Source organism: Plesiocystis pacifica SIR-1 (assembly GCF_000170895.1).
GTDB lineage: Bacteria > Myxococcota_A > Polyangia > Nannocystales > Nannocystaceae > Plesiocystis > Plesiocystis pacifica.
Genome location: NZ_ABCS01000110.1, coordinates 20,115 through 32,036, shown reverse-complemented (window position 1 = coordinate 32,036; position 11,922 = coordinate 20,115). Strand labels below are relative to the sequence as shown.

General features: G+C 68.1%; 9 protein-coding genes and 1 pseudogene. 2 read left to right on the top strand and 8 right to left on the bottom strand.

Annotation, left to right across the window (positions count from 1 at the left end; all coding sequences use genetic code 11):
• Window positions 1-158: 158 nt before the first annotated feature.
• The 5 genes and pseudogenes from PPSIR1_RS34705 to PPSIR1_RS34685 form a co-directional block, all read right to left on the bottom strand.
• Window positions 159-2,243 carry a hypothetical protein gene (locus tag PPSIR1_RS34705; protein WP_045117348.1) on the bottom strand — a complete coding sequence of 695 codons (2,085 nt, stop codon included), beginning with the start codon at window positions 2,241-2,243 and terminating at the stop codon, window positions 159-161.
• Window positions 2,244-2,248: 5 nt separating this feature from the next.
• On the bottom strand, window positions 2,249-2,476 hold the full coding sequence (locus PPSIR1_RS34700) for a hypothetical protein (protein WP_006975928.1): 228 nt from the start codon (window positions 2,474-2,476) through the stop codon (window positions 2,249-2,251).
• Window positions 2,477-2,819: 343 nt separating this feature from the next.
• The gene (locus PPSIR1_RS50500; protein ID WP_232296590.1) at window positions 2,820-3,122 is read right to left on the bottom strand and encodes a hypothetical protein; all 303 of its coding nucleotides are present in this window, start codon (window positions 3,120-3,122) and stop codon (window positions 2,820-2,822) included.
• A 593-nt stretch (window positions 3,123-3,715) separates the two neighbouring features.
• Window positions 3,716-4,267, bottom strand: a pseudogene (locus PPSIR1_RS34690) (DUF885 family protein); the annotation flags it as partial.
• Between the two features lie 224 nt (window positions 4,268-4,491).
• The gene (locus PPSIR1_RS34685; protein ID WP_006975924.1) at window positions 4,492-5,781 is read right to left on the bottom strand and encodes a serpin family protein; all 1,290 of its coding nucleotides are present in this window, start codon (window positions 5,779-5,781) and stop codon (window positions 4,492-4,494) included.
• A 450-nt stretch (window positions 5,782-6,231) separates the two neighbouring features.
• Between PPSIR1_RS34685 and PPSIR1_RS34680 the strand changes: the two genes are divergently transcribed.
• Window positions 6,232-7,431, top strand: a complete 1,200-nt coding sequence (locus PPSIR1_RS34680; RefSeq protein WP_006975923.1) for a phosphatidylinositol-specific phospholipase C domain-containing protein — start codon at window positions 6,232-6,234, stop codon at window positions 7,429-7,431.
• Between the two features lie 4 nt (window positions 7,432-7,435).
• Here the strand turns inward: PPSIR1_RS34680 and PPSIR1_RS34675 are convergent, their stop codons facing one another.
• Window positions 7,436-9,502, bottom strand: coding sequence for an NADPH-dependent 2,4-dienoyl-CoA reductase (locus PPSIR1_RS34675; protein ID WP_006975922.1), 2,067 nt, complete (start codon window positions 9,500-9,502; stop codon window positions 7,436-7,438).
• Between the two features lie 83 nt (window positions 9,503-9,585).
• Window positions 9,586-9,948 carry a SpoIIAA family protein gene (locus PPSIR1_RS34670; protein WP_006975921.1) on the bottom strand — a complete coding sequence of 121 codons (363 nt, stop codon included), beginning with the start codon at window positions 9,946-9,948 and terminating at the stop codon, window positions 9,586-9,588.
• 202 nt (window positions 9,949-10,150) lie between these two features.
• On the opposite strand from PPSIR1_RS34670, the gene boxB reads away from it, so the two are divergent.
• Entirely contained in the window at window positions 10,151-11,566 is a 1,416-nt protein-coding gene (gene boxB, locus PPSIR1_RS34665) for a benzoyl-CoA 2,3-epoxidase subunit BoxB (RefSeq protein ID WP_006975920.1), read from the top strand.
• Between the two features lie 28 nt (window positions 11,567-11,594).
• Here boxB and PPSIR1_RS34660 read toward each other — a convergent pair whose 3' ends face one another.
• Complete coding sequence (locus tag PPSIR1_RS34660; protein ID WP_006975919.1) at window positions 11,595-11,888, bottom strand: hypothetical protein; 294 nt, start codon at window positions 11,886-11,888, stop codon at window positions 11,595-11,597.
• Window positions 11,889-11,922: the final 34 nt, after the last annotated feature.

Genomic DNA, 11,922 nt, shown 5'->3' with positions numbered 1-11,922 from the left:
AAAGGGGTCGAGGACCTTGTCGAGCAGCGGGCTACGATGCTGGGGGGTCCCGTACAGATGGGGGACGGGGGCCGCAGCGAGTTCGTGGCGGATCTGCGCGATGAGGTACTGGCTCAACTTGGTCGACTCGGCCTCGAAGCTCTGCAGCCTGGCCTTGGTCACAAGGAGACCCCGATGTTGATGTCGCTCGTATCGAGGCGTTCCTTGACCTGGCCGCGCAGCTCGAGGTCGACGACCTCGCGCTGGTAGGCCAGCTGCTGGGCGCTGGACTCGCTGATGTGGATCTGCTCTTCGATGTCCACGCCGTCGGTCGGCAGGGTGATCAAGAAGCTGTTGAGCACGGTGAAGCCGCTCTGCTCTTCGAAGGACTGGGTCCAGCTGTCCGCGTCTCGTTCGGTCAGCTCGATCTGCTGGGGGCTCGTGAGCAACGCGTGGATGGCTGCGCCATCGAACGTGGCGGGGTCTCGGAGCGCGGCGCGGTCGGCCGGGAGGCTGTTGACACGAGCTTCGACGGAGCCGAGGACCGGTGTCGATGGCTCCAGTGCACCAAAGCGAATCAGCAAGAGTACCGCCTCCCGCTCGAAGCCCGCGCGCACGGGGATGTACAGTTTGGCCCACGACGCGTTCCAAAACTCGGTCTGGGATGCACTGGCGTCGTTGTCAGTGTCCCCGTCCCACCAGGGGGCGTAGAGCGTCGCTTGGAGCTCCTCCCACTCGAACACGCGGTGCAAGAGCTCGACCGAGTCGAAGTCACCGTCGCGCAGCGACTGGAAGTAGCGGTCGATGATGCGATTCATCAGCTGGGAGGGCACGAGGGTGTCCTCGCCGATCTCGCTTTCGAGCGTCGCCAGTTCTTCCTCCTGGAGCCCGTACTGAACCTGAGCCTGTTCATCACGCCACTGCTCGACGGCGTTGTGCCACGCCTGCTTGCGCTGCTCCGTGGGCTCGAGCCGGACCTTGAACTCGACCTTGGCATGGCCGGGGGAGAAAACGTCGTTACTCAGGAGGTAGCGAAAGGACAGCCGCACGGTGCCCTGAGACGCCTCCGTCCCAGGTTCTGGCAGTTTCGTGTCGTTCGGCTCGATGTCCGGCTCGAACCACTTTTTGAGCTCCGACTGTGACATGCTGCCCCAGTAGTGCCGGGTGCCGTCGTGGTAGCGAAAGGCAATGGCGTAGTTGCCGTGCTTGTTGGTGAACACGATGCTGTCGTCGAGGAGTTCGGCGTAGGCCATGCCCTCTTCGAGGACGAGCTGCTCCGTCCCCTCCTTGTCGTCCTGGATCTTGGTGAGGTCGATGGGACCGATGGTGACGATCTCGTCCGCCGGCTTCTTGGCAAACCCGATCTCTCCAGGCTGAGGCTCTAGGTCCGCGAGGGCCGCGCGGAACTCCCCGAGGGTCTTGGTCTTGCCACTGCTGACGGTGGAGAAGTTCTTCGCTGGGGAGGGGATCGAGGGCGACCAGCACAGGCGCATGTCGTATCGCTCGTGAGACACGTGGCGGACCTGCATGACGCGGCGCATCAGCAGCTTCTTCGTGCCGTGGGTGTCGTTGCGGATCGTGCGGACCGACTCGTCCTCGTAGGTCGACTCTTGGGAGATCGAGACCGCCGTCTTATGGCGCGCCTTTTGCTTCGTCTCGACCTTGCGAGCGAGCTTCTCGACGATCTTGCTGGCCTCTCGGGCCGACTCGGATGAGCTCTCGCTGCTCGACACGTTGACGCTGGTCGAACCATTGACGTTCCAGACGCCGGTGTTGTAGCCACCGCTGATGTTCTGGGTGACGCCCCAGTTGAAGGTCTCGGATAGAGACTTCGAGAACTCTTCCTCGAAGTCGGTGGTCAGACTGCTGGAGTACTCGAGCGAGCGCTCCGTCTCGCGCTCGGCCTCTTCCGTGAGTGTGGTCTGGCGGCGAGAAAAGGAGCGCTGACGCAGGGTCACGACCTCAGCGGGTGCGAGGGAGAGCTGGTAGAAGGGCGCCTGCTCGATGGTATAACCGAGCGGGCGGACCCGGGTTCGCTCGAGGAAGAGATAGCCCAACTCGGGAAGCTCGGTGAACACGTCACTGCCTCCGCTTGGCACGTCCTCGAACAGGCCGAGCTCCTGGCGCAGGGCGTCGAGTTCGGCCCCGAGCGCCCCCCGCCGACCGACCGCGGCGCCCGTGACGGTGAAGGGCATGAAGGTCGAGTGGAAGATGAAGGTGTCGGCCGCGATCGCGGCCGGCTTGCTGTTGTCGTTGGCCCCCATCTCGATCAGCCCTTCGACTGCTTCGGCTCGGGGCTCGGGTTCCACTGCGTCTTCGCCGTACCCGCGAGGTTGTAGCCCAGGGGAGTCTCGAGCAGCTGCGCGAGGGTATCGCCGTAGGCTTTGATGAGCGCTGCGTTCTGGGGCTCCTTAAGCTTCTGCTCAAGGAAGGCCACGAGAGTGGCAAAATCGACGAAGGCGTTGGCTCGAATTTGGTCAGAATCGAGGTTTTCCATTGGTTGAGTTGTTGTGATCGAGCCACTGACATTCAAAACTCGATATGTGATCTACCTCACCAAAGGGCCGAGCAGGCAATATTTTCCCGGCTATCTGCCGTGACCGAAGACTGCGAGCCACCAAGGTCTGCCGCGCGAAAGAGCCGGCGCCGCTATGGTGCTGTGACTACATGGCACGAGCCTCTCTCTCGCGGACCAGAACGGACCGAGGCGCGGGTCTGCCGTCCTGTCATGTCACCAGTGATGCGGGCCAAGGCTGCGTTATCGTTCAGCTTTTCCGCATGCGTGAGGGCAGGGTTCGACTCCCCGCGCCTCCAACCCGGAAACGGGCAGCTAGGGTAGCCTAGCTGCCCGTTTTCAGTTCGAGGAGCGACGTGGTGCTGTCATGGTGCTGTCGCGGATCGAGCGCTGCCACGGCGCCGATCAACGTCGACGGCGTGAGGTGGTCGTAGCGCATGGTCATCTCGATCGTCGAGTGACCGAGCAGCTCCTGGATCGCCTCGAGCGCAGCGTCACCTTTCCACCGCAAAGAAGTCCACCGCGAAGACAGCATCCGAGCAACGGTCGAGCGTCCGAGTTCGAGGTCGAGGTTCCGGAGCGCGCCTTGGATGCGCGAGTAGCCCCGTCCCGGGTTGGTCTTGGACATGTCAACGATCAGCTCGACGATGTCAGGGCGCGTTGTTGGTCGACCAGGTCGTCGGCTTGCTCTCGTTGTATTTGCGCGCGATGAGCTTGCGGTACCAACCCAGGATGGTGTCAGCCGGAGGCGGGGAGCGACGCCAAGGTGTGGCGGGCGTGGACGACTGAGCACTGCCCCAGGAGCCCTACCTGGCCGAGGCCCACGTCATGCGCAGCGTCTACAACGACGACCCGGCCTGCAACGAGTACTGGGAGGAACTCGGGGCCGAGGGCAGGTGTCGGCGGTCGAGGCCGCGATCCACGAGGGGTTGACTTTCCCGTTCAACGACAACGGGGTGACCGAGCCCGCGAACGTCGAGGTCCCAGCGCCCATCGCCACGCGCATGCAGGTCTGGCCCGACGCGTGGCACTGGCTCGCGCCGGGGGACGAGCGAGACCAACGCGAGCGTGTTCGAGTAGTCCGTCGAGCCTCTCCCAGGCGAGGAGGTCGCGCTGGCCGGGGAGGCCTACAACCCGCAGCGCTCGGCGTGGAGCGACGCGGCCTTCAAGTCCTCGAACCGGGTGTTGAACGAGCGCTTCGGATGTCGTTGTAGGGGCTCGCTACTGGGCCGCGAGGAGCTCGCGGATCTGCCGGTCGTCTCCGGTGAGCTCCCAGTGCACCAGGGCGATCGGGATGCAGCCCGTCGCCATCAGCTCGGTGTAGAAGTCGCGCAGGCTGTAGGCCTCGCCCTGCGTATGGGCCTGCTGGCTGCGGTGGGCCAAGAGGCGCTCGAGCAGGTACTTCCCGGTCACGTAGCTGGTGCCGTAGCCAGGCTGGCGCAGGTAGAGGTGCTGCTCGAACTGCAGCAGCTCGGGCTCGTTGCGCATCCACCCGCGGGGGGTCCACTCGACGTGCACGGTGCCCGCCTCGGCCATGGTCATGGCGTGGGCGTGGAGGGAGCCGAGGCCACGGGCGGCGCGTTGGGCCAGCATGAACCACACGATCTCGCGGGCCCGAGGGCTGTCGTCGTAGAGGCCGGCGTGCATGAACATCTCCTCGACGCCGGTGGCGGTGCCCTCGTTTCGGGTGTCGAAGATGTTGTAGAGGAGGGGGCCTCGACGCATGGGGCTGGCGTGGGGCTCGTTGTCGATTTGGGCGAGCTCGAACCAGTGTCGGCAGAGGCAGAGGTTGAAGTGGTGGCGGTGGGCTGCGCGGCTGCGGGCTCCGGCGCTGTGGTGGTGGGCGTTCGACAGCCGAGCAGCAGCAACGGCAGCAGCATGAGTGGCAGGGGCCTGAAGGGCGCGGGGGTCGGGGGGGAGCTCGTCATGCCTGGAACACGGCTCCTGCACCGGTCATACCCGACGCGGCGCGGAGACGTCAGGGCCAGGCGACCGGCTCAGGCCTCCGGGTCGCTGTACTGTCCCAGGAACAGCCACGGGCCGCCGCGCTCGCGGATGATGTACCAAAACGGACGATCGGCCGAGAAGCGCGCGGGCATCGAGCGCGCGGCGATACCAAAGGCTGCGGCGGCGGAGGCCACGGTGCCGGCCTCGTCGACGTCGACGGCGACGAGCTGCTCGAAGTGGTCGATGCGCGCGGGGGCCTTGGTCATGGCCTTGAAGTTCGCGCTCTGGCCGAAGGCCTGCTCGGCCCCGAGGGAGCGGCACAGAGCGCGCACGTCGGTGCGGGCGCGGATCGAGAAGCGCGGCAGGTCGACGTAGAGGGTCAGCGGTTCGGCGGTCTCGAGCATGTCCAGGAGCTCCGCGAGGGCGCCCGACTCGAGCTGGGCGTTGGCTTCGGCGATGGGCTGGTCCCGGGGCGGGAGGATGAGCAGCATGTCGAAGCGCGGCGGGAGCGAGGGCGTGGGCTCGGAGGCGTCGTCGGGGGCGAGCTCGGACTCGCGGATCTGGGCGTCGGCCTGGGCTCCCGCCGAGTAGGGAATCTCGACGGCGTAGAGCTGGCTGCGCTCGCTCCAGGCGCGGCGTAGGAAGCCGTGGCCGGTCATCATCGGGACCTCGATCTCGGATCCGTCGTCGCGATGAAAGGGTCGCGGCCTGGTCGACTCGGGGTCGAAGGGCTCGAGCCAGTGCCCGCGAAAGTGCAGGGCGCTGACGACCACCGCGAGGGTGGCGGGGTCCAGGGGAGCCTCGAGCAGCGCGGGGAGCTGACCCTCGGTGCGCTCGGACACCCAGGCGTTGATCGCCTCGCGCCCCGACTCGAGGTCCTCCATGGTCTCCGAGTGGGCAGCGAGGCGCTGCTCGAGGGTGCGCACGTAGCTGGGCTCCAGGGCGTCGGCGGACCGGGTCCACAAGCCGTTGGCGGCGCGGAGGGCTGGGGCCTCGAGGGTCGACCAGCGCGCGACGTGAGCCGCGAGGGCCTCGACGGCGGTGTCCGGTCTGCGCACGCCCAGGACCTCGGCGAGCTCGGCTCGGGTGCGGCCCTGGGCGCCGAGGGTCGCCATGGTCAGGGCCGCGGCGAGGTTGACGGGGGACAGGGCGGCGTTGCCCGAGGGCTCGCTCGCGCGCCACAGCCTCAGCGCCAGGGCTCGCTCGTCCCAGGAGCCGCGGCCGGGGCGGGTGCTGCCGAAGCTCGGGCGCGCGCAGCCGCCCAGGTTCGCCAGCCCGGGGAGGGCGAGGGCGGGAGCGAGCAGGGGCAGGCGAGTGAAGCGGCGGCGCGTCCAGGACACGGGATCAGCCTAGCATCGGATGCCCACGGCGATCCGATCTCCAGCGGTAGGAGCATTGAGATCGACGCGCCGAGCCAATCGATGAGATCGTCCGCTTGGTCTGCCGTGATGCCCCGACGGACCAGCGCCTCGCGGCGCTCTTTGGTGCTGCGCGGCTCGTCGGAGTTGCGCTCGAGGCGTTTGAGCGCGGCCTTGACCTCGGGGTCGTTCGCCGCGAACCAGCGATGGACGAAGGCGAACAGCTCGAAGCACAGCTCCACGCGCCGGCCGATCGCGGCGCGGGCGCGGGCGGAGGGTCAGCTCCTTGGGCATGGGCTCATCTCCTTCTCGCCAGGCCTGAAGTCAGGCCTGAAGTCAGGCTCCCGCGCCGAGCGAGCGACTGGGGCGTTTGCGATCGGCACCATATCGCTCCGATCGTCTCGTCGGCGCCCGCGCGCGTTAGACTGAGCAATGGCTCGTTCGCTCTGGACTGTCTCGCTCGCCTCTTGCCTCTCGCTGGCAGCCTGCGCCGACTCCAGCGCGCCCGGGAGCGACGACGAGATTGGTTCGGCGACTGGCGGCGAGACTGGGGGAGAGACGGGCAGCTCGGAGACCGGGGCCTCGAGCTCGACGGAGGAGTCCGAGAGCGAGAGCTCGACGGAGGAGTCCGAGTCCGAGAGCTCGACGGAAGAGTCCGAGTCCGAGTCCGAGAGCTCCGAGTCCGAAGAGAGCGAGACCGAGACGGGCGAGACGGGCTTCGAGGGACCCCTCGACGACGTCCTGACCCTAGCCCACGTGCAGGTCAAGGCCACGCACAACAGCTACCACCTCGAGCCGCTCATCCCCTTCGACGCCAGCCACGAGTACAGCCACCCGCCCCTCGACGTCCAGCTCGAGGACTACGGCGTCCGCGCTTTCGAGCTCGACCTGCACCGGGGAACCCTCGACGGCGAGTTCCTCGTCTATCACATCATCATCATCGACGAAGAGACGACCTGCGAGACCTTCGAGGATTGCTTGCTGACCATCTCGGACTGGTCCGAGCAAAACCCCGGGCACGTCCCGATCATGATCTGGCTCGAGCTCAAGGACAGCACCGGCGGCATGCCCATCGATGATCTCTTGCTCGTCGACCAGGCCATCCTCGACGTGTTCCCGCCCAACCGGGTGCTGACGCCGGACTTCGTGCGCGGCGACTACGACAACGTCCGCGCGGCGCTCGAGGCCGAGGGCTGGCCGACGCTGGGCGAGGTCCGCGGCAAGGTCATGTTCAGCGTGCTCAACGGGGGGCACCCCTCGGTCGAGGCCTACACCTACGGCTACACCAGCTTGCTCGGGCGCATGATGTTCGTCGGTCAGGGGGACTACGAGCTGCCCTACGCCGCGGTCGACAAGATCAACGACCCCGGCAGCCCGAAGATCGCCGAAGCGCACGCGGCAGACGTCCTGACGGCGAGCAACGTGTGCGGCGCGGGGCAGCCCGACGGGGAGTGCTTCGCGGAGCTCGAGGCGGGCAAGCTCAGCGGTACGCACGCCCTCAAGGACGACTTCCTCGCCCCGGTGGATGGCATGCGCTACTTCCTGGACCTGCCCGAGGGCAACCCGGTGCGCTGCAACGCCGCGACGGCCCCGCCCGAGTGCACGGCCGAGGCCATCGAGGACCTCCCCTAACCGTTCAAAGGGACGCGGCGAGCCGCGTGCCCTCGTCGATCGCCCGCTTGGCGTCGAGCTCGGCGGCCAGGGCTGCGCCGCCGATGCAGTGGGCCGTGATGCCTCGGGCGCGCAGGGGCTCGAGCAGGCGGTCGTCTTTGAGCTGCCCGGCGCACACGATGACGTTGTCGACCTCGAGGACGCGCGGGCTGCCCTCAACCTCGATGTGCAGGCCCTGCTCGTCGAAGCGCTCGTAGCGGACCCGATCGAGCATCTCGACCTCGAGCTGCTTGAGGGCGGCGCGGTGGATCCAGCCGGTCGTCTTGCCCAGGCTCGCCCCGAGCTTGCCGGCGCGTCGCTGACACATGACGATCTTGCGGCGAGGGGCTGGCGGGCTCGGAGCCTGGAGGCCGCCGGGGCTCTCGTGCTCGCCGTCGATGCCCCAGGTCCGCAGGAAGGTGCCCAGGTCTTCGCCGGTGCTCTGGCCCTGGTGGGCGAGGAACTCGGCGACGTCGAAGCCGATGCCGCCGGCCCCGATGATCGCCACGCGCTCCCCGACCTCGGCCCCGCCCGCGAGCACGTCGACGTAGCTGAGCACCCGCGGGTCGTCGGCGCCGGGGAAGCTGAGCTCCCGGGGGCGAACGCCCGTGGCGAGCACGACGACGTCGAAGCCGGCGTCGGCGAGCGCGGCCGCGTCGACGCGGCGCCCGAGCTCGAGGCTCAGCCCGCTCAGCTCGATGCGTCGGGCGAAGTAACGCAGGGTCTCGCGGAACTCCTCCTTGCCGGGGATCTTCTTGGCCATGTTGAACTGGCCGCCGATCGCCTCGCTGGCCTCGAACAAGGTGACGGCGTGGCCGCGCTCGGCGGCGACGGTCGCGGCCGCGAGCCCGGCCGGACCGGCACCGACGACGGCGACCCGCCTGGGCGCGCTCGCGGGCTCGATGCGCAGCTCCGTCTCGTGGCAGGCCAGGGGGTTGACCAGGCAGGCGGCCCGCTTGTTGCGGAACACGTGGTCGAGGCAGGCCTGGTTGCAGGCGATGCAGGTGTTGATCTCGTCGCTGCGGTCCTGCTCGGCCTTGAGCACCCACTCGGGGTCGGCGAGCAGGGGGCGGGCCATGGACACCATGTCCGCGTGACCGTCGGCGAGGATGCGCTCGGCGGTCTCGGGCATGTTGATGCGGTTCGAGGTCACGAGCGGGAGCGAGACCTCGCCCATGAGCTTCTTGGTCACCCAGGTGAAGGCGCCGCGGGGGACCATGGTCCCGATGGTGGGCACGCGGGCCTCGTGCCAGCCGATGCCGGTGTTGATGATGCTGGCCCCGGCCTCTTCGACCTTCTTGGCGAGCTCGACGACCTCGTCCCAGGTCGAGCCGTCGGGGATCAGGTCGAGCATGGACAGCCGGTAGATGATGATGAAGTCCTCGCCGACGGCGTCCCGGGTCTGGCGGACGATCTCGAGGGCGAAGCGAATGCGGTTGGCGTAGCTGCCCCCCCAGCCGTCCTTGCGGTGGTTGGTGTGCCGGGCGATGAACTGATTGATGAGGTAGCCCTCGCTGCCCATGATCTCGACGCCGTCGTAGCCAGCCTCCTTGGCGAGCCGGGCGGCGCGGGCGAAGTCCGCGATGGTCGAGCGGACGCCTCGCTCGGACAGGGCGCGCGGCTTGAACGGGCTGATCGGCGACTGGATGGCCGAGGGCGCGACGGCCAAGGGCGAGTAGGCGTAGCGGCCGGTGTGGAGGATCTGCATGGCGATGCGCCCCCCGGCCTCGTGGACCGCGTCGGTCACGGCGCGGTGCTTGAAGACCTCGTAGCGGTTGCGCAGCTTGCCGGCGAGGGGCTTGGTGACGCCGGCGCGGTTGGGCGCGACCCCGCCGGTGACGATCAGGCCCACGCCCCCGGCAGCGCGGGCGGCGAAGTAGGCGGCCATCTTGCTCAGCCGGCCGGGCTGCTCTTCGAGCCCGACGTGCATGGAGCCCATCAGCACGCGGTTGCGCAGCACGACGTGGCCCAGGTCCAGGGGCGCGAGCAGGTTGGGAAAGCGAGCCTGTCCGGGGTGGTCCGCGCGCACCGACGAAGGGTCCTCGGTCGACATGCCGAGACAGTAGCAAGTTCTCGCGCGTCTCCAACCGAGCCCGCCTGGACGGGCCTGGACTCGAGCGCAGATCGAGCCTCGCTTCAGTCCAGGGGCGAGAGCAGCCAGGCGACGGCGTCGGCTTCGGTGTCGAAGAAGCGGGTGCGCTCGGTCTGCCTGACGAGCTCGAGCACGATGCGGGCGAGCATGCGGTTGATGTGGCTCGAGCCGATGACGGCGCCGCGGTCCCAGGCGAGGGAGTCGGCGATGGTCTCGAGGGCCCTGCGGCCGGAGCGGCCGAACTTGGGATCGACCTGGGATTGGTCGATGAGCACCAACGTCGGCCCGGGGTGGGCGAGGAGCTTCGAGAGCAGGCGCGCCACCTGGAGCACGTCTTCGGGCGTGACGCTGCCGATCACCTGGACCCGGGTGAGGCCGTCGTCGCTTCGATAGACGCGGTGTTGCATGGGCGAGGGGAGCCAGTGTAGCGCCTGCCCGCGGACGCAGGGGTACACTGGGGCGTGATCGGATCCAGCGGCTTCAGTGAAGCCGCTGTGTCTCCGAAAAGACTGCGTCGCCCGTGAGCGAGGCGGATCGGGTCAGCACACGAAAAGCCTTCGCTTTTCGAGCCTCCTCGCGGGGCGCAGGCTGTCTGGGCCTGGAGTCTCGATGAACGCGCCCGTAGATCTCAATTGTCGCATCCCCAATAACGTCGGCCTCGCCGACGATCCCAAGGTCCGGCGGGCCCTCGAGCGCTGGCAGCCCAAGTACCTGCAGTGGTGGCACGAGATGGGGCCGACGGAGTACGAGCCCAACGAGGTCTGGCTGCGCACGGCGATCTCCGTGGACTCGGGGGGCTGGGCGAACTACGACTACGTGCGCATGCCCGAGTACCGCTGGGGCATCTTCTTGACCCCGCGGGAGGAGCAGGCGGTGATCCGCGCGGGCGACATGAGCGGCGCGCCGGCGTGGGAGCAGGTCCCCGGCGAGTTCCGCAACGCGCTGCGCCGCATCGTCGTGACCCAGGCGGACACCGAGCCCGCCTCGGTCGAGCAGCAGCGCCTGCTCGGCCGCAGCGCGCCGAGCCTCTACGACATGCGCAACCTCTTCCAGGTCAACGTCGAGGAGGGGCGCCACCTGTGGGCCATGGCCTACCTGCTCTACAAGTACTTCGGCAAGGACGGGCGCGAGGAGGCCGGGGAGCTGCTCGAGCGGCGCAGCGGCGACCCGGACAAGCCGCGCATCCTCGGCGCCTTCAACCAGCCCTGCGACAACTGGCTGAGCTTCTTCGCGTTCACGATGTTCACGGACCGCGACGGCAAGTTCCAGCTGGCCGCGCTGCGCGAGAGCGGCTTCGACCCCCTCGCCCGGTCCTGCGACTTCATGCTGACCGAGGAGGCCTTCCACCTCTTCGTCGGCGAGACCGGGCTGGCGCGGATCATCAAGCGCGCGGCCGAGCTCGAGCGCATCGACCCCAACGGCGACGTGCGCAACCAGGGCGGCATCGACATGCCGACCATGCAGCGCGCGATCAACTACTGGTTCTCCCACTGCCTGGACCTGTTCGGCGGCGAGATCTCGAACAACGCGGCCAGCTACTTCGGCGCGGGGCTCAAGGGCCGCTTCCGGGAGGCCGACCGCTACACCGACCACCGCGCCCTCGACGACTTCTACACCCTGCCCGTGATCGAGAACGGCGAGCTGCGCAGCCGCGAGGTCCCGCTGCGCAACGCGATGAACGAGGTCCTGCGCGACGAGTACGTCAAGGACTGCGAGCGAGCCGTGCGCAAGTGGAACCGCCTGCTCGAGAAGGAGGGCAGCGAGCACCGGCTGCGCCTGCCGAGCCGCCGCTTTCACCGGCACCAGGGCATCTACTCCGACCACTGCTTCAACCCCGAGGGCGAGCTGATCTCCCGCGAGGCCTTCGAGGCGAAGGCGCCGCAGTGGCTGCTCGGGCCCGAGGACCGGCGCTACCTCGACAGCATCATGAAGCCGGTGCGCGAGTCTGGGAAGTTCGCCAACTGGATCGCGCCGCCGACCCGCGGGCTCAAGGGCAAGCCCATCGACTTCGAGTACGTGCGCTAGGACTCTCTCTCGAGTCCAGAGGGGGCGCCTACTGGAGCGTCTCTTTTTGGGGACCGGGCGCGTTGCCCTCGTCGGGGTCCGGGACCACGGGGGGCAGCGCGTCGTTGTCGGCGCCGTCCGCCGGCGCGCCCTTGATGCCGAATTCCTTCTCGGGCTCTTCGGGCTTGGGCTCTTCGGCCTTCTTCTCGGGCTCCTCGGCCTTCTTCTCGGGCTCTTCGGCTTTGTCCTTGGCCTCGTCGGGCTTGGTCTCGGCCTCCTTGTTGCAGGCGGCCAGGGCCAAGGTGGCGGTCAACACCAAAAAGCGCGAGCGATCGACGTGCATCGCCCCGAGTATCCCGGCTCGGGATCGCGGGCGC

Coding starts and splice junctions, on each gene's coding strand:
- PPSIR1_RS34680 (WP_006975923.1), top strand. CDS start 6,232: ATGGCTCGTTCGCTCTGGACTGTCTCGCTCGCCTCTTGCCTCTCGCTG.
- PPSIR1_RS50500 (WP_232296590.1), bottom strand. CDS start 3,122: ATGTCCAAGACCAACCCGGGACGGGGCTACTCGCGCATCCAAGGCGCG.
- PPSIR1_RS34670 (WP_006975921.1), bottom strand. CDS start 9,948: ATGCAACACCGCGTCTATCGAAGCGACGACGGCCTCACCCGGGTCCAG.
- PPSIR1_RS34705 (WP_045117348.1), bottom strand. CDS start 2,243: ATGGGGGCCAACGACAACAGCAAGCCGGCCGCGATCGCGGCCGACACC.
- boxB (WP_006975920.1), top strand. CDS start 10,151: ATGAACGCGCCCGTAGATCTCAATTGTCGCATCCCCAATAACGTCGGC.
- PPSIR1_RS34700 (WP_006975928.1), bottom strand. CDS start 2,476: ATGGAAAACCTCGATTCTGACCAAATTCGAGCCAACGCCTTCGTCGAT.
- PPSIR1_RS34660 (WP_006975919.1), bottom strand. CDS start 11,888: ATGCACGTCGATCGCTCGCGCTTTTTGGTGTTGACCGCCACCTTGGCC.
- PPSIR1_RS34675 (WP_006975922.1), bottom strand. CDS start 9,502: ATGTCGACCGAGGACCCTTCGTCGGTGCGCGCGGACCACCCCGGACAG.